The organism is Roseovarius sp. CH_XMU1461 (assembly GCF_037027165.1).
Lineage (GTDB): Bacteria > Pseudomonadota > Alphaproteobacteria > Rhodobacterales > Rhodobacteraceae > Roseovarius > Roseovarius nubinhibens.
Genome location: NZ_JAYMDV010000003.1, coordinates 424,604 through 447,842 on the forward strand (window position 1 = coordinate 424,604; position 23,239 = coordinate 447,842).

Consider the following 23,239-nt stretch of genomic DNA (forward strand, 5'->3'; position numbering starts at 1 on the left):
CTATGTCCCAATGTCCCAATGTCCCTTGATCCTTGGCCCCTGGCACAGGGTCCGAGGCCGGGGCCGGTCCGGGCGATACAATGGGGCCATGAAACCGGCTCTGGGGGCGTTTCGTCAAGGGGAAGTCCCGGACGATGGTCCAGCACGAAAAACCCCCGGTGCGCGGGGCACCGGGGGCGGATCAGCATGACGCCAAGCGCGGATCAGAGGCTCTGGTCGAGCGCCTCGATCACCTTGTCGCCCATCTCGGCGGTCGAAAGCGGCGTGCCGCCTTCGGGACCCATGAGATCGGCCGTGCGCGCGCCGGAGGCGAGCACCGCTTCGATGGCGTTCTCGAGACGGGTCGCCTCGTCGCCCTGATCAAAGCTGTAGCGCAGCGCCATGGCAAAGCTCAGGATACAGGCGATCGGGTTCGCCTTGCCCTGACCCGCGATGTCGGGGGCCGAGCCATGTACCGGCTCGTAGAGCGCCTTGGGCCGGCCATTGGCCATCGGTGCGCCGAGCGAGGCCGAGGGCAGCATGCCGAGCGAGCCGGTGAGCATCGCGGCGCAATCCGACAGGATGTCGCCAAAGAGGTTGTCGGTGAGGATCACGTCGAATTGTTTCGGCGCCCGCACGAGCTGCATCGCGCCATTGTCGGCATACATATGCGACAGCTCGACCTCGGGGTAGTCCTTGCCGACGCGGGTCGCGACTTCGCGCCAGAGAATGCCGCTCTCCATCACATTGGCCTTCTCCATCGAGCAGACTTTCTTGTTCCGGCGCATCGCCAGTTCGAACGCGGCGCGGGCGGCGCGCTCGATCTCGCTCTCGGTGTAGCGCTGGGTGTTGATGCCGACGCGCTCATTGCCTTCTTCGAAGATGCCGCGCGGCTCGCCGAAATAGACGCCCGAGGTCAGCTCGCGCACGATCATGATGTCGAGACCGGCGACCACGTCCTTTTTCAGGCTGCTGAAATCGGCCAGCGCGTCAAAGCATTGCGCCGGGCGCAGGTTGGCGAAAAGGTCCATTTCCTTGCGCAGGCGCAGCAGGCCGCGCTCGGGTTTGACCGAGAAATCGAGCTCGTCGTATTTCGGGCCACCCACCGCGCCGAGCAGCACCGCGTCGACCTCTTGGGCGCGCGCCATCGTGTCGTCATGCAGCGGCACGCCATGCTTGTCATAGGCCGCGCCGCCCACCAGATCCTCGCTCACATCAAAGGCCAGGTCGCGCTTGGCGCCGAACCAGTCGATGACCTTGCGCACCTCGGTCATGACCTCGGGGCCGATCCCGTCGCCGGGCAGGATAAGAAGCGAAGGTGTGCTCATCTGGGCAGTCCTTTTTGATGGTAAAATTTCTTGCCCAACCGCGTAGCGCGTGGCGTGGGGGTCGTCAAGGAAGCCCGGCCTGCCGTCCGCGCCTGTGCGCCCCACGCAAAAGGCCCGCCCGGCGTCTGCCGGACGGGCCTTGGTTGGATCTGGTTGGGTCTCGCTCGGTCGCCGATCAGGCGTTGGGCAGGATCACGATCTCGACCCGGCGGTTCTGGGCGCGGCCCTCTGCCGTCAGGTTCGAGGCGAGCGGCTGATCTTCGCCACGGCCATAGGTCTGAATACGGCTGAAGGACACGCCGCCATTCATCAGCACATCCGCCACCGCATTGGCGCGGCGCTCCGACAGCGCCTGGTTATGCGCGGCCGAGCCGGTGTTGTCGGTGTGGCCGACCACCTGCACCGTGGTGTCGGGATAGCTCTGCAGGCTGCGCGCCACGGTCAGCAGATCGCCGCGCAGGCCCGAATTCACCGTCGAGCTGTCGATGGCAAAGAGAATGTCCTGCGGCATGGTCACGATGAGACGGTCGCCGGTGTTGTTGACGGTCACGCTGTCATTGTTGAGATCGCGTTCGAGCTCGGCCGCCTGCTTGTCCAGCGCATTGCCGATGGCGGCGCCGCCGAGGGCCCCGATGGCGCCGCCGATGACCGCGCCCTTGCCCTTCTTGTCGCTGGCCGCAGCGCCGGTGATCGCGCCCACCACACCGCCGATCAGCGCGCCCTGCTTGGCGCGGGCGTTGGGGTCATTGCCTTGCAGATGCGCGGGCTCCGCGCAGGCCGTGACCAAAAGAAGGGACGTCCCTGCCATGCAGGTGATAATCTGTTTTGCTCGCATCATGGCGTTGCCTCTTGCTCCATTGCCCAAACTCTTGGGCGCATATTTTAGGGCCCAATTGACTGGGTCTGTGCTAAGTATAGGCTTAGGATTGCCGATCCCCAAGTATTTGACAGGGGGAAATAAGCGGCAATTCGCGCATGACAAGTTCATTATCACGACCACGCATTCACGTATGAGGTACCCGCCATGTCCGGCCAAGCACAGCACAGTCCAGAGCCGCCTCAGCCTGAGATCCAGCAGCCTGAGACCCGCTCCCTTGAGACACGCAACAAGGAAACCGCCATCGCCTTTTATGACCTGATGTTCAATCAGGCCGATCCCCGCCGTGCGGTCGAGAGCTATGTCGGCGCGGATTACATTCAGCACAACCCGCATGTGCGCGACGGCAAGGCCGGGTTCATCGATTATTTCGAACGCATGGCGCGCGAGTTTCCCGAGAAGAAAGTGATCATCAAACGCGCCGTGGCCGAAGAGGATCTCGTGGTGCTGCATTGCCACCAGATCTGGCCCGGCTCGGATGATTACGCAGGCATGGACATTTTCCGTTTCGATGCCGGCGGCAAGATCGTCGAACATTGGGACGTGCTGCAGGTGATCACCGGGCTTTCCGCCCATGAGAACGGGCTGTTCTGAACCCGCTACCCGGCTTCGGCCCGCGCGCTTTCCCAGGCGAGGATCGTCCGTTTTACCGGCAAGCCCCAGTGATAGCCGCCAAGCCCGCCGGATTTCCGCAAGGCCCGGTGGCAGGGGATGAGCAGGCTGATCGGGTTGCGCCCAACGGCGGTGCCCACCGCGCGCACCGCCTTGGGACGGCCGATGCTCTGGGCGATCTCGGAATAGGTGGTGACCTGTCCCGACGGCACCCGCAACAGCGCCTCCCAGACCTTGATCTGAAACGGCGCCCCGATCAGGTAAAGCGGCGCCTCGCCGCCCTCGCGCAGCCCATAGGCGGTCTCGACCCAGGGCCGCAGCGCCTCCGGGTCTTCCACGAAACTCGCCGCGGGCCAGCGCCCGCGCAGATCCTCCATCGTGGCCTCGCGCCCCATCTCGGCGGCAAAGCCGATGCCGCAAATGCCACGCTCGGTGCCCATCACGAGGCTCTCGCCAAAGGGGCTGTCGAACCAGCCCCAGCGGATGCAGAGCCCGGCCCCGCCGCGCGCATAGTCACCGGGGCTCATCGCCTCCCAGCGCAGAAAGAGATCATGCAGCCGCCCCGCCCCCGACAGCCCCGCCGCATCGGCGGTCTCGAGCATGGTGAACCGCTCATCCAAGAGCGCCTTGGCATGGCCCAGCGTGAGATATTGCCGGAACCGTTTTGGCGAGACCCCGGCCCAGGCCGAGAACAGCCGCTGAAAATGCGCCGGGCTCATATGCATGGCCGCCGCCAGCTCATCGAGCGTCTGCCCGGCCGCGCCGCTGTCGATCAAATCAATCGCGCGGCGCATCACCTGATAATGATATCCCTGTGGCTCACTCATCCGACACTCCTTGGGGCAGCCTTTACACATGTCTCCGCCGGAGACTAGCCCGCCGCCCCCCACCCGCGCGACCCGAATATTGCGCATCCCGGCAAATCCGGTCATAGCTTTGGCCATGGCCAAGCAGCTCGATTATCACACGATCCGCGAGATCTTTGCCCGCTTCCACGCGGCCGAGCCCGAACCCAAGGGCGAGCTCGAACATGTCAACGCCTATACGCTGGTGGTGGCGGTGGCGCTCTCGGCGCAGGCCACCGATGCGGGCGTCAACCGCGCCACGCGGGCGCTCTGGCCGATTGCCGACACGCCGCAGAAAATGCTCGACCTCGGGCTCGAGGGGCTGACCGAACATATCAAGACCATCGGGCTCTTCCGGCAAAAGGCCAAGAATGTGATCCGCATGTCGGAAATCCTCGTCAATGAATATGGCGGGGTGGTGCCCAATTCCCGCGCCGCCCTCGAGAGCCTGCCGGGCGTCGGCCGCAAGACCGCGAATGTGGTGCTCAACATGTGGTGGGGCCTGCCCACCCAGGCCGTCGACACCCATATCTTTCGCGTCGGCAACCGCACCGGCATCGCACCGGGCAAGGATGTGGTGGCGGTGGAACGCGCCATCGAGGACCAGATCCCCGCCGATTACCAACATCACGCCCATCACTGGATGATCCTGCACGGGCGCTATCACTGCAAAGCGCGCAAACCGATGTGCCCGACCTGCATCATCCGCGATCTCTGCCAATTCGAGGACAAGACCCTATGAGCACCTATCAGGCCGTCGGCATCGGAAATGCCGTTGTCGATGTGATCTCGCAATGCGAGGACGCGTTTCTGCAAGAGATGGGCATCGAAAAAGGCGTCATGACGCTGATCGATCAGGACCGCGCCGAGGCGCTCTATGCGGCAATGCAGAACCGCACCCAGGCCCCCGGCGGCTCGGTCGCCAACACGGTGGCGGGCATGGGCGCGCTGGGCCTGACCACCGGCTTTATCGGCCGCGTCAATGACGACGCGCTCGGCCGCTACTACGCCAAGGCGATGAGCGACGTGGGCAGCCATTTCGTCAACGCGCCGGTGCCCGGCGGCGACCAGACCAGCTCGCGCTCGATGATCTTCGTCTCGCCCGATGGCGAACGCTCGATGAACACCTATCTCGGCATCTCGACCGAGCTCGGCCCCGAAGATGTCGACGACAGCGTCGCAGGCGAATGCGATCTGCTGCTGCTCGAAGGCTATCTCTACGACAAACCGCGCGGCAAGGCGGCCTTTACCGAGGCCGCGCGCATCTGCCGCGAGGCGGGCGGGCTGGCGGGGATCTCGCTCTCGGACCCGTTCTGCGTCGACCGCCACCGCAGCGATTTCCGCGCCCTGCTGCGCGAGCTCGATTATGTGATCGGCAATGATCACGAATGGCGCGCCCTCTACCAGACCGAGGATCTCGACGCCGCCCTGACCCAGGCCAGCCGCGACACGCGGCTCGTGGTCTGCACCCGCTCGGGCGACGCGGTGACGATCCATCGCGGCGAGGATGTGACCAAGGTGCCCGTCACCCCGATCAAGCCGCTCGACACCACCGGCGCGGGCGATCAATTCGCCGCCGGTTTCCTCTTTGGGCTCGTCTCCGGCGTGCCGATGGCGGTGGCCGGGCGCATGGGCTGTATCGCGGCGGCAGAGGTGATCACCCATTATGGCGCGCGCCCCGAGGCGGATGTGCTGGAGATGTTCCGCGCCGAAGGGCTCGTCTGAGCCCCGTCTGAGCCCGGCGGCAGCCGCCGGATGTGGGTATTTGGACCCAGAAAGAGGCGCATCTTCTGGCTTGAAATATCCCGGGGTGAATTGGCCGCAAGGCCAAGAGGGGCCGCGCCCCTCTTCACCGCGTGCCTCTAGTCGCCGAGCTTGGCGTGGACCTCGTCGAGATCGATCTCGCCGGTCGGCATCTTGTTCGACGGGTCTTCAAAGTCGTATTTGAACAGCTCGAAATCGCGGTGATAGATCTCGTAGACGAGATGCATCGCCAGATCGTCAAAGTAATCTTCGACCGGATGGGCGCGTTTCGGGCCGTGGCCTTCGCTTTCGTTAAAGCGCGGGATGGTGTCGAGATCGACCTGTTTCGGCGTCTCGATGGCGCTCAGCACCTCGCCCATGCCCTCGTTGAACTTCTCGGTCCAGAAGATCTTGTCGTAGCGGCCGCCGTTGACGATGAAGGTCGAGATATGGCCGGCCTGGGCCGACCAGTGGATGTCGGGCTCCATCGGGCGGCGCCAGCGGATGGTGTCGCGGGCAAAGAGCAGGAAGCGGCGGAAGCTCTTGATCTGGTCGAACTCCTGCTTGCCGTCCTCGCCGCCGACCTCGATGCCGTATTTCTGGATCAGCAAAGGCACCAGCTTGCCGCGATAGCGGCTGCCATTGCGCTGAATGCCGCAGATCTTGTCAAAGAAGGAGGACAGGATGCGGGTGTAGGGGTTGCGCACGCAGGTGAAGGCGTAGGAATCATGCGCCTGAACGTTGCGCGTGATCAGCGCCTGACTCTCGTCCAGCGCCCATTTGTGCATGCCGCCCTTGGCGTCATGGATGTCGCCATCAAAGAAGGTCCCGTGATCGGAGTAATACATGATCTGGCCGATGGTCGAGCAGGCGCATTTCGGCACCACTCGATAGACCACACTTTCGCTCTCGGTCATCCATGTCCCGGGAAAGCCCATATTCCTCACCTCCAACCACGGACCGCTTCGTTGCGCCGTCCATGTTCCATTCAACAAAAAAACCCGAAATGCCTGTTTATTCAATGCTTATTCAGCACTATCACTGTAAACAATCCTAAAACTGAGGGCCAGTCGTTTCCAGTATGGCGAAAATCGCATATATCCTTTTGTGTCACAAAGACCCCGAGGCCATCATCGGTCAGGCCGAGATGCTGACCGCGGCGGGGGATTATATCGCCATCCATTTCGACGCCCGGGCCAAGCCCGAACATTTCGCCCGCATCCGCGAGGCGCTGGCCGACAATCCCAATGTGGCCTTTGCCCGCAAGCGGATCAAATGCGGCTGGGGCGAATGGTCCTTGGTGCAGGCGACGCTCTATGCGGTCGAGGCGGCGGTCGAGGCTTTTCCCCGGGCCACGCATTTCTACATGCTGTCGGGCGATTGCGCGGCGATCAAATCGGCGCATTACGCGCATGAGTTTCTCGATGCCCGCGATGTCGATTACATCGAAAGCTTTGATTATTTCGACAGCGACTGGATCAAGACCGGCATCAAGGAAGAGCGGCTGATCTATCGCCACTATTTCAACGAGCGCAACAGAAAGCGGCTGTTCTACGCCTCGATGAACCTGCAGCGCCGGCTTGGCCTGTCGCGCGCGATCCCCGCCGATATCCAGGTGATGATCGGCAGCCAATGGTGGTGTCTGCGCCGCCGCACCATCGAGTGGATTCTCGAGTTTACCCGCAGGCGGCGCGATGTGATGCGGTTCTTCCGCACCACCTGGATCCCCGACGAGACCTTCTTTCAGACGCTGGTGCGCCATGTCGTCCCCGATCACGAGATCGAGACGCGCACGCTCACCTTCCTGATGTTCACCGATTACGGGATGCCGCAGACCTTTTACAATGATCACTATGATCTGCTGCTGAGCCAGGATTTCCTCTTTGCCCGCAAGATCAGCCCCGAGGCGACCGAGCTCAAACAGCGGCTCGGCGCGCTCTATTCCGACGAGGCGGCGACGTTCAAGATCTCCAACGAGGGGCGGTCGCTGTTCAAATTCCTTACCGGGCGCGGCCGCATCGGGCGGCGCTTTGCCATGCGGTTCTGGGAGACCGAGAGCACGCTCGGCCGGCAGCGCGAATTGATGATCGTGGTCTGCAAGAAATGGCATGTGGCCAAGCGGCTTTTGACCGCGGTGCGGCAGGCGACGAACCTGACGGCGATCGAATATCTGTTCAACGAGGACAGCACGCCGCTGCCCGATCTCGGCGGCATTCAGTCGACGATGGAGAAACGCCACCGCCACCGCCGGGCGCTGATGCGGATGCTGTTTGACTATTACGAGACCGATCAGATGATCATCTGTCTCGATCCCGCCAGTCTCGATCTCTTGCAGGATTTCTGCGGCGACCGGTCGGTCACACGGCTGCTCGAGGTGCAATGCGACTTCACCGACGAATATCTCATCGGCCATGCCATGCGCGTCGGGCTCGCGGGGGAACAGACACCGCAGGAAACGCTGGAACGGCTGTTGCCGACGATCCGCTCGGACATGACGTTTGAGAGCGACCGCATCCGCGATGCCGAGTTCGAAAATCACTTCACCATGCGACAGTCCGACAGCACCGAGGAAAACGCCGCCAAGATCGCCCGCTTCCTTGACATCTCGGCGGACAAGGCCATTGAAATAGCGCAAACCGATCACCTCTACGCGGATTGACCGCGAAAGGACCTGCATGCCCTACGATTATGATGACCAGAATATCTTTGCCAAGATCCTGCGCGGCGAGATCCCCAATGACACCGTGCTCGAGACCGAGCACAGCCTTGCCTTCAACGACATCGCGCCGCAGGCGCCGGTGCATGTGCTGGTGATCCCCAAGGGGCCCTATGTCTGCTATGACCATTTCGCCAGCACCGCCAGCGATGCCGAAATCGTCGATTTCAACCGCAGCGTCGCCGATGTCTGCCGGATGACCGGCGTGGCGCCGGGGGCCGCCGGGGCGGGCTATCGCGCGATCACCAATTGCGGCGAGGATGGCGTGCAGGAAGTGCCGCATTTCCATCTGCACATCCTCGGCGGCCGGATGCTCGGCCGGATGCTCGCCAAGGACTGACCTGACCGGCCTGAGCCTCCTGCATAAGACAGCCGGGCGCTCAGGACACCCGGCGTTCCGTCGGCGCAAAGGGGCTCAGCCCGAGCCAAGTCTGCATCCTTGCCGCGATCTCGCGATCCCCCGACAGATCGAGCCGCTCGCGCAGCTCCTGCACCGTGGCCAGCCCCATCCAGATCATCGTCATGCTGTGCAGATCGGTGGTCACCAGCAGGTCGAGCTCGAACCCCGGATCATCGCGGCAGAGCTCGACATCGCCCGAGGGCTCGACCACCAGCCAATAATTCTGTTGTCGCGGCGGCAGTTCGGGAAAGCAGAACTGGATCAGACAGCGCCGGTTCGGCAGCGGCGCAGGGTCGAGATTGCGGTGCATATCCCACATCAACAGCGAGGCATCGAGATTGCGCAGCGACAGCCGCGATTCCACCCATTTCTGCCCCCAATTGCCCACCGCCTCGACCACCGGCAGGAGATCCCGCCCCGCTTCGGTGAGCCGGTATTCATGCACGCCGCTTTGATGCGACAGAAGATGGCGCTCGATCACGCCGAAATCTTCGAGCTCGCGCAGCCGCGTCGCCAACAGGCTGCGCGACATTTTCGGCACCCCGCGCCGCAGATCGTTGAACCGGGTGGTGCCTGCCACCAGCTCGCGGATGACCAGCATCATCCAGCGGCGGCAGAGGATTTCCGCCGCCATCGCGACGGGACAAAATTGACGGTAACTGCTATGGGCCATGGGTTCTCCCTCACTCGGAAACCATTGTCGCGCCCCGCCCTCCACGGGCCGAATGGCCCTCCACGTGCCGAATGAACAGGCCGAAGAGGCGGGCCGCATGGCGGCGAGTATAGCACAACCCTAGCGTTCTCGCGCCTCCTCGCTCCAGTTCAGAAACTGGACCTCGTGGTACAGACCCTGCACTATCTGGCCGCCGCCTCTCTCTGCGATGCTGTCCGGGCTTTCACATCCCACGGGGACATCAGGAGAGGATAGGATCATGAGTGTAACATTGAAAACGCTGAGCGGCGGCACGCGAGAGCTTGCGGCAGAGACGCTGGCGGCGCTGGAAGGCGGGCTGCGCGGGGCGCTCATCGCGCCAGACGAGGCGGGCTATGACGTTTCGCGCACGATCTGGAACGGGATGATCGACCGGCGGCCCGGTCTGGTGATCCGGGCGCTCGGCACTGGCGACATCCAGATGGCGGTGAATTTCGCCCGCGACAATGGTTTGCTGATGGCGGTCCGCGCGGGCGGGCATCAGATTGCCGGGCTGGCGGTGATCGACGGCGCGCTCCTGCTCGACCTGTCGCAGATGCGCTCGGTCCATGTCGATGCGGCGCGGCGGCGGGTGCATGTCGATCCCGGCGCGCTTTTGGGTGATATGGACCGCGAGACCCAGCTCTATGGGCTGGCGGTGCCCTCGGGCGTCAATTCCACCACCGGCATCTCGGGGCTGACGCTGGGCGGCGGCTTTGGCTGGATCACCCGCAAATTCGGCATGACCGTCGACAATCTCATCTCGGCCGAGCTGGTCACAGCGGATGGTCAGCTCCGCCATGTGAGCGCCGAGGAGAACCCCGATCTCTTCTGGGCGATCCGCGGCGGCGGCGGCAATTTCGGCGTGGTGGCCGCCTTCGAGTTCCAGGCGCATCCGCTCGGGCCCGAGGTCCTGTCGGGGTTGATCGTGCATCCTTTCGCCGAGGCGCGGGAACTCTTGCAGGAGTTTCGCGGCATTTGCGACCGGGCGCCGGACGAGCTCACCGTTTGGGCGGTGATGCGCAAGGCGCCGCCGCTGCCCTTCCTGCCCGAGGCGTGGCACGGGCGCGAGGTGCTGATCTTTGGCGCCTGCTATGCCGGCGACATGGCCGAGGGCGAGGCCGCCATGGCAGAGCTGCGCGGCCTTGGCGCGCCGATTGCCGATGTGATCTCGCCGCATCCTTTCACCGGCTGGCAGGCGGCCTTTGATCCGCTGCTCACGCCGGGGGCGCGGAACTACTGGAAGAGCCATGATTTCACCGCGCTGAGCGATGGGGCCATCGACGCGATTCTCGCCGCCGCCGCCGATCTCCCCGATCCGGCCTCGGAGGTGTTCATCGCCCATATCGGCGGGGCCATGGCGCGGGTCGCCAGCGACGCCACCGCCTTTCCCCAGCGGCAGGCGCATTTCACCATGAATGTGCACACCCGCTGGGAGGACCCGGCCAAGGACCGCGCCTGTATCGGCTGGGCGCGCGATCTCTTTGACGCCACCGCGCCGCATGCGGCAGGCAGCGTCTATGTGAATTTCATCCCCGAGGATGAGCCGGGCCGCCTCGCCGAGGCCTATGGCGGCAATCTCGCCCGGCTGGCCGAGATCAAGGCGCGCCATGACCCCGGCAATCTCTTCCGGGCCAATCACAATATCGCGCCGCAGAAAATACCGGTGGCGGCGAAATAAAACCGGAGACGGCGAAATAAATCTGCTGTTTCAACCCGGTCCCGGCCTGCCCCGCGCGGGCCGGGGCCATACTGTCGCGATACCGCCGTAATACCGACGTGTTACCGAAACCTTGGATGTGAGCGCCGAAAACGCCCTTTCAGAGGGTCTGATTCCTCGGGCGATTCGCCCAGCAGACCTGTCAAAGTTTGACATTTCTGCCACCAAATTCACGGATTTGGGAACCAATCACCGTCTTTATGCGCTTTTCTCATTGCACACGGGGTGGTGACTGGACCTATGACAACAGGCACCATATTTTTAAACCCGACAGTTTTGTAAACGCCGCAACCGAGGACTTAACCCATGTTGACCAGACGCCATTTCGTGATTTCGGCGGCAGCCATGTTTTCGGCCCCCATCGCCAGCCCCGCGCTGGCCGCACCGACGACGAACCGGTCGAAATGGTCGCAATGGGATGCCCAGGTCACACCCGCCGATTATGATCCCTTCACCTCGAACCCCTGGGGCCTGCACCCGCGCTTTCTGCCGCAGGTGGTCGAGGCCAATGACGGGCTGCGTTCGGGTGACATCCATGTCGATGCGGTGGCCCGCTATCTCTATCACATTCAGCCCGACGGCACCGCGATGCGCTATGGCGTGGCCATCGCCCGCGGCAATCTCTACGAGCCGGGCACCTATTCGATCCGCCGCAAGGCGAAATGGCCGACCTGGACGCCCACCGCGAACATGATCAAACGTGATCCGCATCTCTATGCGCAGCACGCCGATGGCATGGACGCCGGCCCCAATAACCCCTTGGGATCACGCGCTCTTTACCTCTATGTCGGCAATCGCGACACTTATCTGCGCATCCATGGCTCGCCCAACCAACGCTCGATCGGCGGCCGGGCAAGCTCGGGCTGCGTGCGCATGGTGATGGCCCATATCAACGACCTCTACGAACATGTGAAGATCGGCGCCACGGCGCATCTCTACGCCCCCGAGGTCTGATCCAGCCAGACATGAAAAAGGCGCGTCCCACGGGGCGCGCCTTGTGCGTTTCTTAGAGGCCGCTGAACGACCCCGTGTCGCCGGTCAGACGGATTCTGGCGGGCGCGAACAGATCGGCTGACCATTGCGCGCGCGCAGCGGCAGCATCGTCGTCTCGACCGGGCCGCGATAGCGATAGAGATAGCAGCCGTCATTGGGATCGATGCTCACCGCCGTCAGATCCTGATTCGGCGCCGCCATCTCGATCAGGCTGGGCGGCAGTTCGTTGAGAAAGCCCTCGGGCGATGTGTTGGCCTGCGGCATCGGCTCACAAGCCGCCAGCAGCACAGGGGCAAAGGCCATTAGCCAAAATTGTTTTTTCACGATCGTGATCTCCCTTGGTTTGCCGGCAGGATGGGCGATTCTTTGCTGAAAAACCAGCGCTTTCCGCCCATCCCGCCGCTGATCCAAGGGCGGTGTGATCGCTCAGTCGCGCTCGATCGCGATGGCCGTGCCTTCGCCGCCACCGATGCAGATCGCCGCCACCCCGCGCTTGAGCCCCCGCGTCTCGAGCGCGTTGAGCAGGGTCACCATGATCCGCGCCCCCGAGGCCCCGATCGGATGGCCGAGCGCACAGGCCCCGCCGTTCACATTCACCACATCGCGCGGCAGGCCCATCTCATGCATGAAGGCCATCGGCACCACGGCAAAGGCCTCGTTCACCTCCCACAGATCGACATCCGACACCGACCAGCCGATCCGGTCGAGCAGCTTGCGCGCGGCGGGCACCGGCGCGGTGGTGAACCAGCCCGGCGCTTGCGCATGGCTGGCATGGCCGACGATGCGCGCCCGGATGTTGAGCCCCTGCGCCTCTGCCGCCGCCCGCGACGCCAGCACCAGCGCCGCCGCCCCGTCCGAGATCGAGCTCGAATTGGCCGCCGTCACCGTGCCGCCCTCGCGAAACGCTGGCCGCAGCGTCGGGATCTTTTCCGGCCGTGCCTTGGCCGGTTGTTCATCCTCCGACACGGTCACATCGCCCTTGCGCGAGGACAGGGTCACAGGCGCGATTTCCCCTGCAAACGCACCGGATTTCTGCGCCGCCAACGCCCCTTCGAGCGAGCCGATCGCATAGGCGTCCTGCGCCTCGCGGGTGAATTGGTAATGCTCGGCGCAATCCTCGGCGAAGGTGCCCATCAACCGGCCCTTGTCATAGGCATCTTCGAGCCCGTCGAGGAACATGTGATCGACCACTTCGCCATGGCCGATCCGCGCCCCACCGCGCATCTTGGGCAGCATATAGGGCGCGTTCGACATGCTCTCCATGCCGCCCGCGATCATCGTCTCGGCATGGCCGAGCGCGATCTGGTCAAAGCCCATCATCGCGGCCTTCATGCCCGAGCCGCACATCTTGTTAAGCGTGGTCGCCGGCACCTCTTCGCCAAGCCCCCCGGCAAAGCCCGCCTGCCGCGCCGGCGCCTGGCCCTGCCCCGCGGGCAACACACAGCCCATCAGCAGCTCGTCCACCGTTGCGGCCTTGGCATCGGCCAGCGCGGCCCGGATCGCCGCCCCGCCGAGCGTCGCCGCCGGCACGCCATCAAAGGCGCCCTGAAATCCCCCCATGGGCGTCCGCGCCGCCCCGGCAATCACCACGTCTTTCATGATCTCATCCTCCTCGTTTGGGTCTGAATACCGAATGGTAAGGTTTTAGGTCTAGCCTCAGCCGTACTAGTACCTATGTGCGGAGGTGACATGGAGCTGTCCAGCAATCCGATACCCGGGCCGCCCGGCGGCGCGGGGGCCACGGTGATCACGGTCAATGCCGCGCGCATTGATGCCTCGGTCGCCATTCAGTTCAAGGACGCGATGCGCGGGCTCACCGCGGGCGGCGCGGGTGATGTCATTCTCGACCTCTCGCAGGTGAGCTTTGTTGATTCGAGCGGGCTTGGCGCGATTGTCGGCGCGATGAAGGCGCTGGAGGCCGACCGCAACATGCATCTCGCCGGGCTGACGGCGGATGTGGACAAGGTGTTTCGCCTGACACGGATGGACACCGTGTTCGCCATCCACGCGCATGCCAGCGATGCCCGTGCGCAACTGGCTGGGTGATGCAGGCAGATGACTGATGCCAGCGCCCTGCCCCGGCCCCTCATCCGGCCCCTCATGCGGCCCGGTTGAGAGATGACCGATCAATCGGATCCCATCGGCTTTGCGCTCGCCCTCCGGGCGAACCCGCTGGCCGTGCGCACCGCGCTGGCCGACACGCGCGGCTGGCTCGCCTCGCGTCGCTTGACCGAGGCGTTTTGCAGCACGGTCGAGATCGCGGTCGCCGAGGCGCTCAACAATGTGGTCGAACATGCCTATTACCGGCGGCGCGAGGCGGGGTTTTCGCTGGTCGCGCGGCCCTTTGGCGACATTCTCTACATCGAGATCCGCGACAAGGGGCATGCGATGCCCGACCATCGCCTGCCCGACACGCCGCCCCCCGAACCGGGGGAGGACCGCGCCAGCCTGCCGGAGGGCGGATTTGGCTGGCACCTGATCCGCAGCCTCGCCGATACGCTGACCTATCGCCGCGAGGGCGATGAAAACTGCCTGATCCTCGGCTTTACCATCTCGCCCGAGACCCGCCTGCCCCGCGACGGCTGATCCCGCCGCGCTTTTGGGATAGGCGCGGCCTTATTCCCTTGATCCTGCGGCCCAAGGCCCATGACGCTGATCAGTCCCCGGCCGGTGGGATCACAACCCTCAGGGGCGCGGCGGAAAGTTAACTCTGCCGCAAATTGGTCAAACTCTGCCCCTATTGCGGTCAGGAATCACCGGCATACAGGATCCTGTAGCTGCATAAGGCTTCCCTCGGCGCCGCGTTTAACAGCCCCCACCCAGTACGCGGCGTCGAGGTTTTATGCATCTCCCCGGGCTCGCGCGCCTCCCGCGTCAGCCCTTTATTCATTCGCACAGATATGAACCCCCTGCCTGCCCCGCCCGATCCCCGGATATCTGCGCGGCGGCAATTGGCTTTTCCCGCGCGCGCGCCTAGTCTCCGTCCCAAGACAAGGAAGGAGCCTTTCATGCGAGATTTTCACCGGCCTGGCCGTTCCCCCGTTCTGGCCCAAAACGGGATGTGCGCCACGTCGCACCCTCTTGCCGCACAGGTCGCCGTGTCGATCCTCCAGGACGGCGGCAATGCGATGGATGCGGCGATTGCCGGGGCGGTGCTGCTCGGCCTGTGCGAGCCGCAGATGACCGGGCTTGGCGGCGATTGCTTTGTGCTCTGGGGCCGCCCCGGCGAGGCGATCAAGGGCTATAACGGCTCGGGCCGCGCGCCCGCCGCGCTCGACGCTGCCGATCTGCGCGCCCGCGGGCTCAAAACCGTGCCTCTGCAAGAGGTCGAAGCGGTGACCATCCCCGGCGCGGTCGAGGCCTTCTGCAGCCTCGCCGAGACCGAAGGCAAGCTTGGCATCGACCGGCTTCTCGCGCCAGCGATCCGCTATTTCGACGAGGGCGTGCCGGTCGCGTCGCGCGTGGCCTTTGACTGGCCCATCGCCGCCAGCGCCCTCAAGGGACATGGCAAAACCCATTTCCTCAACAACGGCCAGCCCTATCGCGAAGGCGAGATCTTCAAGAGCGCGGGCCAGGCCGAGGCGCTGCGCCATGTGGCCCGCTCTGGCAGGGCCGGGTTCTACGAGGGTCCCGTGGCCGAGGACATGGTCGCCGCCCTGCGCGCGGCGGGTGGTGTGCATACGCTCGACGATTTTGCCAACCATCGAGGTAATGACACCACGCCCATCTCGGGCCAGTACAAGGACCATGAGATCGTCGAGCATCCGCCCAACGGCCAAGGCGCCACGGGCATTCTCATGGCCAATATCCTGTCGCGTTTCGACATTGCCGGGATGGACCCCTGGGGTGCCGAACGCGCCCATATCGAGGCCGAGGCGGCCAAGCTCGCCTATGACGCGCGCGACCGGATCATCGCCGACCCCGACCATACGGCGCGGGTGCAATTCATGCTGAGCGAGGATCTGGCCGACGGTCTGGCGGCGCTCATCGACCCGGCCCGCGCCATGTCCCATGTCTCGCGGCTCACCGAGGCGGTGCATAAGGAAACCATCTATATCACCGTGATCGACCGTGATCGCATGGCGGTGTCGCTCATCTATTCGACCTTCCACGGTTTTGGCGCGGGGCTCGCGTCCGAGACCTTCGGCATCGGCTTTCAGAACCGTGGCGCGGGCTTTACCCTCGCCGAGGGCCATCCGAACGAGCTCAAGGGTGGCAAGCGGCCGATGCACACGATCATCCCGGGTGTGCTGCGCAATGCGGGCGGCATGGTGATGCCCTTTGGCGTGATGGGCGGCGCCTATCAGCCCAATGGCCATGCGCGGCTCGTCTCGAACCTTCTGGATTTCGACATGGATATTCAGGCCGCCATCGACGCGCCCCGGGCCTTTGCGGCGGGCGGCAAGATGCAGGTGGAACGCGGCTATGATGACAGCGTGCGCGCCAAGCTCGCCGATATGGGGCATGAGGTTGAAATCCCCGAGACCGCCATCGGCGGCGCACAGGCGATCGTGGCCCGGCCCGACGGGCTCTTGATCGGCGGGTCGGACCCGCGCAAGGACGGCTGCGCGCTGGGCTATTGAGGCCCGGCGCACCCCGGCGCATGCAACAGTGGCGCGGCCCGGTCAAACCCGGTCGCGCCGCCTAGTTCAGATGGAAATGGAGCGGGTATTGCCCGTCTTCGAACGGCCCGAAGAGGTCGGGAATGTCAGGATGTTCCACCGGCACGCCCGAGTAATCGGCGATCAGATTCTGTTCGCTCACATAGGCGACATAGTAGCTCTGATCATTCTCGGCGAGCAGATGATAGAAGGGCTGATCCCGGGTCGGGCGGCTGTCTTCGGGAATGGAATCATACCATTCCTCGGTGTTCGAGAACTCAGGGTCGACATCAAAGACAACACCGCGAAAGGGATGTTTCTTGTGCCGGACAACCTGTCCGAGATTATATTTCGCGCGTGTTTTTAACATATCATTGCAGCCCCTAACCAGTGATCCTAAAGGTTTCAAGGGGGATTTGTCCAATGGAGAAGCCGGGAAAGATGAGAAACAGTCTGTGAACCTCGTCGTGACAGTTATCGGCGTCGTCGCCCCTGTTTTCTTGCTCGCGGGCATCGGATTTGGCTGGATGCGGCTGGGGTTCGACTACCCGTTGCAGTTCGTCTCGCGGCTGGCGATGAACCTCGCGGTGCCGGCCCTTGTCTTTACCGCCTTGATGCAGGCCGAGGCCGATCTAGCGGCGCTGGGCCGGGTGGCGCTGGCCGCCGGGCTGGCGCATCTGGCGGTGGCTCTGGTGGGCTGGGGGCTCTTGCGTGGGCTGGGCTTTGACCTGCGCACCTATCTGGCGCCTTTCCTCTTTGGCAACACCGGCAATATCGGCCTGCCGCTGGCGCTCTTTGCCTTTGGGCAAGAGGGGCTCGAGATCGCGGTGGTGGTGCTGGCGATCTCGGCCTTGGGCTATTTCACCTTTGGGATCAAGCTGGTGGCGGGGCGCGGCGCCGGGCTTCGGATGCTGCGCGAACCGATGATCTGGGCGACGCTCGCCGGGGCGCTCTGCCTCTGGCAAGGCTGGCAGACGCCAGACATCGTGACCAAGACGCTGACCCTGCTGGGGCAAATGGCGATCCCGCTCATGCTCATCACCCTTGGTGTGGCGGTGGGGCGGCTGTCCCCCGGCAAGATCGGCCCTGCCGTGGCGCTGAGCGTCGTGAAATTCGCGGTTTGCGCCGGGGTCGGCTGGGGCATCGGCCACTGGTTCGGGCTGGGCCCCGTCGCCTTTGGCGTTCTGGTGCTGCAGATGGCCACGCCGGTCGCGGTCACCGGCTATCTACTGGCCACGAAATACGAGGCCGATGCCGAGGCGGTCGCCGGGCTGGTGGTGGTCTCGACCCTGCTCGCCGTGCCATTTCTGTCGCTGTTGCTGTCGGTGCTGATCTGAGCGGCGCAAAGACGCGCGGGACGCAAAATTCCCGTTTTCATGTCACCGCGAAATGCGCTAAAATGCTAAAAAAATATAATGAAAGCGAGAGGCAGATGAGCAGACGTCTTTACGCGCTGGTATTGTTGACACTTGTTGCGGCCTGTGGCCGGGGCGGCGGCGTTGGGGAATCCCCCGACGGGCTGGACAATGCCTGCACGATTCTCAGTCAACGACCGGGCTATCTTCGCGCCTTCCAGGCGACCGAACGCAAATGGGGCGTTCCGGTGCATGTGCAGATGGCCACGATCTATCAAGAAAGCAAGTTCGACAGCGATGCGCGGACGCCGTTCCGCTATACGCTGGGCGTGATCCCGATGGGGCGGATCAGTTCGGCCTATGGCTATAGCCAGGCGCTCGACGGGACTTGGGAAGAATATGTCGAAGAGCGCGGCCAGCACCGGGCGCGGCGCGACAACATCCGCGACGCCACCGATTTCATGGGTTGGTACATGGTCGGCACCCGGGATCGGCTCGGCATCCCGCTGCATGACGCGCGCAACCAATACCTCGCCTATCACGAGGGGCGCACCGGCTACAAACGCGGCACCTATAACGGCAAGCCGTGGCTGGTGGGCGTGGCCTCCAAAGTGGCCGACCGCGCCGAAACCTACCGGCGTCAGCTGCGCAGCTGTAGCTGATCTCCCGCGCCAGACGCGACACAAAGAGAAACCCCGGCCGGGCCGCCGCCCTGCCGGGGTTTTTCGTGTTCTGAACGGGTCAGCTGTCGCTTAGCGGTCCTTGGCAGCCCCCGGCTTGAGGCCCGGAATGACAAACTTGTCATTGCTGAAATTGCCGCCCTTGCGCAGCCCGCCAAGCACCACGGTGGTGCGGGCGCCGTCGCCATCATTGATGATCCACTGCCGCAGCTCGACCGGTGAGCCGGTAAAGACCAGCTCGATATTGCCATATTCGGGATGGGCGGGATCCTGCGCCTGCACGATGGTTTTCGCGCCATCGACACGGTGTCCGGTGACCATGCGGGCGCGGGTCAGATCGACATTGCGCGCCAGAATGATCGACAGCGGCGTCCGGTTGAGCGGAAAGCCCTGCGGCGGCTCGTTCGACTTGCCGTCGATGACCCCCACGGTCGAGCCGTCAGAGACCACGAGCGTGCGATCGGGCGGCGCATATTCGAAGCGGACCCGACCGGGGCGCTTGATGATCACCCGGCCCTTGCTCACGGTGCCATCGTCATTGATCTGGGTGAAATCGCCGCTGGCGGTGGTGATACCGTTGAGATAGCGCGAAATCTCGCCCAGCGAGAGCTTTTCGGCGGCGGTGGCCGGGATCGGTGCGGCCAGCGCCACACAGGCGGCCCCGGTGGCCAGTATCTGTCTGCGGTTCATCATCGACTGTTCTACTCCTTCATACCTGATGCCGCTGTGGCAGTCTCTGCTCTGGGCGGCACCTTGAGGCTCAATTTGGGGTCTTGGCCCCTGTTATGCGATATCAAACCCCGCTTACATGGATATCAGCATGTATAGCCCGCCGATCAAGGCCGCCACTGCGGCGGCCAGACCGACCAGCATCAAAACGCCGTCCCGCACCGTCACCGCAAGGCCAATGATGGCGATGGCCAACATCGGGATCACAGCGGCAAAGGGCAGGAATTCGAGCGGCGGCACCATGATGCACAGCACGATCACGGCCAGCGCGCCGACCATCTGGGCCACCTTGCCGGTGAACCGTGGCAGGCGTTCGCCCACATGCCGATCGAGCCATTCCGCCGCGGCGTGGATCTTGCGCGTGGCCTTGTCGACCTTGTCGTCGCTCACCGCGCGGCAGCCGATCCAGTCGGGCAGCCAGAAATGGTCGCGCCCGACAAGGATCTGCACCGCGATGAGCACGATCACCAGAGCCATGAGTGACGGCAGCCCCGGAATGCCGCCGAGCGGCGACACGACCACCAGCGCGGGGACAAAGATCAGCGGCCCAAACCCGCGATGGCCCAGCGCCTCGACCATGTCGCGCACCGAAACCTCATCGGATTGTTCGCCAAGATCTTGCATCTCTTCCACCATATCGGTGGCTTCATGCATCTCCGCCATGACCCTTCCCCGCGCCTCTTCCCCAAGTGGTGTACCAAGTGCTGTACTCTGGGGGGCAACGCCCGGGCGCGAAAAAGGTTCAGCTCTTTATTGGCGCATTACTGCTCGGGGACGAGGATCTCGCGCTTGCCAACATGGTTGGCCGAGCTGACGAGCCCCTCTTCCTCCATCTGCTCCACAAGGCGCGCGGCCTTGTTATAGCCGATGGCCAGCTTGCGCTGAATATAGGAGGTCGAGCATTTGCGGTCCTGAATGACGATCTGCACCGCCTGATCATAGAGCGCGTCTTCGCCATCGGTATTGCCGCCGGTCGACAGGCCGAGCACCGCATCGATGCTCTCGGCCTTTTCCTCGTCCGGGCCTTCGACCACGCCACCGATATAGGAGGGCGGGCCATAGGCCTTGAGGTTGTTGACCACTTCCTCGACCTCTTCGTCGCTGACGAACGGCCCGTGGCACCGGGTGATTTTCGCCCCGCCCGCCATATAGAGCATGTCGCCCATGCCCAGCAGCTGTTCGGCGCCCATTTCGCCAAGGATGGTGCGGCTGTCGATCTTCGACGTCACCTGGAAGGAAATCCGCGTGGGAAAGTTCGCCTTGATCGTGCCGGTGATCACATCGACCGAGGGCCGCTGTGTCGCCATGATGAGGTGAATGCCGCTCGCCCGCGCCATCTGCGCCAGACGCTGGATGCAGGCCTCGATCTCCTTGCCCGCGACCATCATCAGGTCGGCCATCTCGTCGACGATCACGACGATATAGGGCATTTTCTCGGGTGCGAATTGCTCGGTCTCGAACACGGGCTCGCCCGTTTCGTCATCGAACCCGGTCTGCACGGTGCGCGAGAACATCTCGCCCTTGGCCTGTGCGTCGGCCACCCGGCCATTATAGCCCGCGATGTTGCGCACGCCCATCTTGGACATCTTGCGATAGCGCTCTTCCATCTCGGCCACGACCCATTTGAGCGCGACAACCGCCTTCTTGGGGTCGGTCACCACCGGGCTCAGCAGATGCGGAATGCCGTCATAGACACTCAGTTCGAGCATCTTCGGGTCGATCATGATCAACCGGCAGTCATCCGGGGTGAGCTTGTAGAGAAGGCTCAGGATCATCGTGTTGATCGCCACCGATTTGCCCGAGCCGGTGGTCCCGGCGATGAGCAGGTGAGGCATCTTGGCGAGGTTCGCGACGATCGGATCGCCGCCAATGTCCTTGCCGAGTGCCAGCGGCAGTTGCTGGTTGCCATCGCCGAAATCGCGGGTCGCGAGGATCTCGCGAAGCACCACCATCTCGCGGTTGTCATTGGGCAGCTCGATGCCGATGACCGACCGCCCCGGCACGGTGGAGACCCGCGCCGACAGGGCCGACATCGACCGCGCGATATCATCGGCAAGCCCGATCACCCGGCTCGCCTTGAGACCCGGCGCAGGTTCGAGCTCGTACATGGTGACGACGGGGCCGGGACGGACGCTGACGATATCGCCCTTGACGCCGTAATCGTCGAGAACCGCTTCGAGCATCCGGGCGTTTTCCTCGAGCGCCTCGTCGCTGAGGTGATGGCGCTGGATGGTTTCCGGGCTGCGCAGCAGGCTCAGCGGCGGCAGTTCATATTGCACCGCGTTGCGCTCTTCGAATTCGAGGCTCGGCTGGGCTTCGGCGGCGGCACGGGTCGAGGGCTGGATCGCCTTGCGCGGCGGATGCTGCACGACTTTCTTGGGCTCCGGCACCGGAATGCGCGGCGTCACGGGTGCGGCAGTGGCGGCAACATTGGGCGTGTCGGCGGGCACATAGAGCGCCTCGTCCGGCTGGGTTTGATAGGGATCGTCGCCATAGGGCAGATCGTCGAGATCGGCCTCGAGATAACCCGCCTCGGCATAGCCTGCCTCAACATAGCCCGCGTCATAGCCCGCGTCCGCCATGGAAGGCTCGGCATGGGATACATCGGCATAGGCCGGCTCTGCATAAACGGGCGCGGCATAGGTCGGTGCCGGATGCGGCATCGAGGGCCGCTGTGCTGCGGTGAGCGGCGGCTCGGGCGGCAGCCCGGCGGCCGGGGCGGTCAGCGGCGGTTCCGGCGGCAGACCCCGGCGCGGCGCAGAGGTGTCGAGCACCAGAGGGATCGGCCCACGGCCACGGCCCTTGGTCAGCGGCGCGACGCTTTCAACGCGGAGCGACGGGCTCTGACGCACGCGGGTCTTGATGACATCGGCGATCTTGGCGCGAATGCGGTCCTCACCCACCGGTTCGACATTGTCCATCACGGGGGCCGCCTGCAGGACCGGTTCCGGCGTGGGCTCGGGGCGACGAATGAGCGACGGCATCCGGGCGAGCAACCCGCCGGATTTCTGCGGTGCCTCGGCTGCGGCGGGCGCCGGGGCGGCGCCGCGCTGGGCCACGATGCGCGGCGCACTATGGCTGGCCTGCGTCGGCTCGATCAGATCGCTGAGATCGCTTTGTTCCTCATAATCCCGCGCCGTGCCCCGGGTGAGACGCGGCGGCACGATGGTCACGCGCGGCTCGTCGCTGATCCGCGCGTCACGCGGGCCAGAGGCCGCCATCGCCGGGCGTGCCTCGGCGCGGCGGGCGCGGCGCTCGGCATGTTTCTCGGCCCCGGTGCGTGCGACAAAGGCGGCGCCAGTCGCGCCCCGGCCCACCATCGTGATGATCCAGTTATAGGTCATGATCAGGCTGACCAGCAGATAGCGGCCAATCCGGCCAAGCTCATCGCGGTCAAAGCCCAGAACAAAGGCCCCCATGCCGAGCGCCGCCAGACCCAGGAGCAGCGAGAAGAAGCGGAAGGCAAAGCTGCCGGACATTGGCTGAATATTGACCAGAACGCCAAAGATCGTGTCGCCAAAAAGCCCGCCAAGACCAAAGGTATGGACCTGGCCCCAGACTTCACCGGGGGTGAGCGTCGTGCAATAGATCGACAGCACCGCAATCCAGATCGGCGCAAAGATCAGCCGGTTCATGGCGCGCTCCTGCCCCCGGTGCAGCACGAACCGTGCGCCCCAGACCGCCAGCAGCGCGGCAAAGCCCCAGGCCCCGAGGCCGATGATCATGAACAGCGCCGCCGAGAGCTTGGCCCCGAAGGCCCCGAGCCAGTTCTGCACGGGCGCATCCACTGCCGACATCCAGCTCGGATCGTCGGGGCTGTAGGAGCCGAACATCAACGCCACGATCAGGCCGGCCACAATCAGCCCGAAGCCCAGCAATTCCTTGCCGCGTCGCTCGATCACCTCAGCCATGTTGCTGTCCAACAGCGGATCACGTCCTCGTGCCTGATAAGCCATGTTGCCCTCGTCCT

At 64.2% G+C, this 23,239-nt stretch carries 23 protein-coding genes; 12 read left to right on the top strand and 11 right to left on the bottom strand.

What is annotated here, in order from left to right; translation table 11 throughout:
* Positions 1-203: 203 nt before the first annotated feature.
* Positions 204-1,307 (bottom strand): 3-isopropylmalate dehydrogenase, encoded by a 1,104-nt coding sequence (leuB, locus tag WA237_RS11235; RefSeq protein ID WP_009814058.1) that lies wholly within the window; start codon positions 1,305-1,307, stop codon positions 204-206.
* Positions 1,308-1,482: 175 nt separating this feature from the next.
* The gene (locus tag WA237_RS11240) at positions 1,483-2,115 is read right to left on the bottom strand and encodes an OmpA family protein (protein ID WP_286910109.1); all 633 of its coding nucleotides are present in this window, start codon (positions 2,113-2,115) and stop codon (positions 1,483-1,485) included.
* 216 nt (positions 2,116-2,331) lie between these two features.
* Between WA237_RS11240 and WA237_RS11245 the strand changes: the two genes are divergently transcribed.
* Positions 2,332-2,778 carry a nuclear transport factor 2 family protein gene (locus WA237_RS11245; protein ID WP_336097758.1) on the top strand — a complete coding sequence of 149 codons (447 nt, stop codon included), beginning with the start codon at positions 2,332-2,334 and terminating at the stop codon, positions 2,776-2,778.
* 5 nt (positions 2,779-2,783) lie between these two features.
* Here the strand turns inward: WA237_RS11245 and WA237_RS11250 are convergent, their stop codons facing one another.
* Positions 2,784-3,623: a bifunctional helix-turn-helix domain-containing protein/methylated-DNA--[protein]-cysteine S-methyltransferase gene (locus WA237_RS11250; protein ID WP_336097759.1), complete on the bottom strand. Its 840-nt coding sequence runs from the start codon at positions 3,621-3,623 to the stop codon at positions 2,784-2,786.
* A 115-nt stretch (positions 3,624-3,738) separates the two neighbouring features.
* On the opposite strand from WA237_RS11250, the gene nth reads away from it, so the two are divergent.
* Positions 3,739-4,383 (top strand): endonuclease III, encoded by a 645-nt coding sequence (nth, locus tag WA237_RS11255; protein WP_336097761.1) that lies wholly within the window; start codon positions 3,739-3,741, stop codon positions 4,381-4,383.
* Positions 4,380-5,366: an adenosine kinase gene (locus WA237_RS11260; protein ID WP_336097763.1), complete on the top strand. Its 987-nt coding sequence runs from the start codon at positions 4,380-4,382 to the stop codon at positions 5,364-5,366. Before nth ends, WA237_RS11260 begins: the two co-directional genes overlap by 4 nt.
* Before the next feature lie 137 nt (positions 5,367-5,503).
* Here the strand turns inward: WA237_RS11260 and WA237_RS11265 are convergent, their stop codons facing one another.
* The gene (locus WA237_RS11265; protein WP_040618009.1) at positions 5,504-6,322 is read right to left on the bottom strand and encodes a sulfotransferase family protein; all 819 of its coding nucleotides are present in this window, start codon (positions 6,320-6,322) and stop codon (positions 5,504-5,506) included.
* 143 nt (positions 6,323-6,465) lie between these two features.
* On the opposite strand from WA237_RS11265, the gene WA237_RS11270 reads away from it, so the two are divergent.
* Entirely contained in the window at positions 6,466-8,043 is a 1,578-nt protein-coding gene (locus WA237_RS11270) for a DUF5928 domain-containing protein (RefSeq protein WP_216014804.1), read from the top strand.
* A 16-nt stretch (positions 8,044-8,059) separates the two neighbouring features.
* Positions 8,060-8,440: an HIT domain-containing protein gene (locus tag WA237_RS11275; protein WP_009814050.1), complete on the top strand. Its 381-nt coding sequence runs from the start codon at positions 8,060-8,062 to the stop codon at positions 8,438-8,440.
* A gap of 40 nt (positions 8,441-8,480) precedes the next feature.
* Here the strand turns inward: WA237_RS11275 and WA237_RS11280 are convergent, their stop codons facing one another.
* A complete protein-coding gene (locus tag WA237_RS11280) occupies positions 8,481-9,173 on the bottom strand; it encodes a winged helix-turn-helix transcriptional regulator (RefSeq protein ID WP_040618008.1) in 693 nt (230 codons plus the stop codon).
* 259 nt (positions 9,174-9,432) lie between these two features.
* On the opposite strand from WA237_RS11280, the gene WA237_RS11285 reads away from it, so the two are divergent.
* A complete protein-coding gene (locus WA237_RS11285; protein ID WP_336097766.1) occupies positions 9,433-10,872 on the top strand; it encodes an FAD-binding oxidoreductase in 1,440 nt (479 codons plus the stop codon).
* A 345-nt stretch (positions 10,873-11,217) separates the two neighbouring features.
* Entirely contained in the window at positions 11,218-11,865 is a 648-nt protein-coding gene (locus WA237_RS11290; RefSeq protein ID WP_009814046.1) for a L,D-transpeptidase, read from the top strand.
* Between the two features lie 84 nt (positions 11,866-11,949).
* Here the strand turns inward: WA237_RS11290 and WA237_RS11295 are convergent, their stop codons facing one another.
* Both WA237_RS11295 and WA237_RS11300 read right to left on the bottom strand, forming a co-directional pair.
* Positions 11,950-12,228 (bottom strand): hypothetical protein, encoded by a 279-nt coding sequence (locus WA237_RS11295; protein WP_442970260.1) that lies wholly within the window; start codon positions 12,226-12,228, stop codon positions 11,950-11,952.
* Positions 12,229-12,330: 102 nt separating this feature from the next.
* Positions 12,331-13,503 carry a thiolase family protein gene (locus WA237_RS11300; RefSeq protein WP_009814044.1) on the bottom strand — a complete coding sequence of 391 codons (1,173 nt, stop codon included), beginning with the start codon at positions 13,501-13,503 and terminating at the stop codon, positions 12,331-12,333.
* 90 nt (positions 13,504-13,593) lie between these two features.
* Between WA237_RS11300 and WA237_RS11305 the strand changes: the two genes are divergently transcribed.
* The 3 genes from WA237_RS11305 (at position 13,594) to WA237_RS11315 (ending at position 16,487) form a co-directional block, all read left to right on the top strand.
* Positions 13,594-13,950: an STAS domain-containing protein gene (locus WA237_RS11305; protein ID WP_336097767.1), complete on the top strand. Its 357-nt coding sequence runs from the start codon at positions 13,594-13,596 to the stop codon at positions 13,948-13,950.
* A 72-nt stretch (positions 13,951-14,022) separates the two neighbouring features.
* Positions 14,023-14,490 (top strand): ATP-binding protein, encoded by a 468-nt coding sequence (locus WA237_RS11310; RefSeq protein ID WP_216014799.1) that lies wholly within the window; start codon positions 14,023-14,025, stop codon positions 14,488-14,490.
* Positions 14,491-14,912: 422 nt separating this feature from the next.
* A complete protein-coding gene (locus WA237_RS11315; RefSeq protein ID WP_336097768.1) occupies positions 14,913-16,487 on the top strand; it encodes a gamma-glutamyltransferase family protein in 1,575 nt (524 codons plus the stop codon).
* A gap of 61 nt (positions 16,488-16,548) precedes the next feature.
* Here the strand turns inward: WA237_RS11315 and hspQ are convergent, their stop codons facing one another.
* A complete protein-coding gene (gene hspQ / locus WA237_RS11320; RefSeq protein WP_216014797.1) occupies positions 16,549-16,875 on the bottom strand; it encodes a heat shock protein HspQ in 327 nt (108 codons plus the stop codon).
* 85 nt (positions 16,876-16,960) lie between these two features.
* Between hspQ and WA237_RS11325 the strand changes: the two genes are divergently transcribed.
* The gene (locus WA237_RS11325; protein ID WP_336097770.1) at positions 16,961-17,842 is read left to right on the top strand and encodes an AEC family transporter; all 882 of its coding nucleotides are present in this window, start codon (positions 16,961-16,963) and stop codon (positions 17,840-17,842) included.
* Positions 17,843-17,937: 95 nt separating this feature from the next.
* Complete coding sequence (locus WA237_RS11330) at positions 17,938-18,522, top strand: transglycosylase SLT domain-containing protein (protein WP_040618446.1); 585 nt, start codon at positions 17,938-17,940, stop codon at positions 18,520-18,522.
* Positions 18,523-18,612: 90 nt separating this feature from the next.
* Here the strand turns inward: WA237_RS11330 and WA237_RS11335 are convergent, their stop codons facing one another.
* From WA237_RS11335 to WA237_RS11345, 3 genes are all read right to left on the bottom strand, one after another.
* The gene (locus WA237_RS11335; RefSeq protein ID WP_216014795.1) at positions 18,613-19,233 is read right to left on the bottom strand and encodes a LolA family protein; all 621 of its coding nucleotides are present in this window, start codon (positions 19,231-19,233) and stop codon (positions 18,613-18,615) included.
* A 111-nt stretch (positions 19,234-19,344) separates the two neighbouring features.
* Positions 19,345-19,932, bottom strand: a complete 588-nt coding sequence (locus WA237_RS11340; RefSeq protein WP_336097772.1) for an exopolysaccharide biosynthesis protein — start codon at positions 19,930-19,932, stop codon at positions 19,345-19,347.
* Positions 19,933-20,030: 98 nt separating this feature from the next.
* Complete coding sequence (locus WA237_RS11345; RefSeq protein ID WP_336098095.1) at positions 20,031-23,225, bottom strand: DNA translocase FtsK; 3,195 nt, start codon at positions 23,223-23,225, stop codon at positions 20,031-20,033.
* Positions 23,226-23,239: the final 14 nt, after the last annotated feature.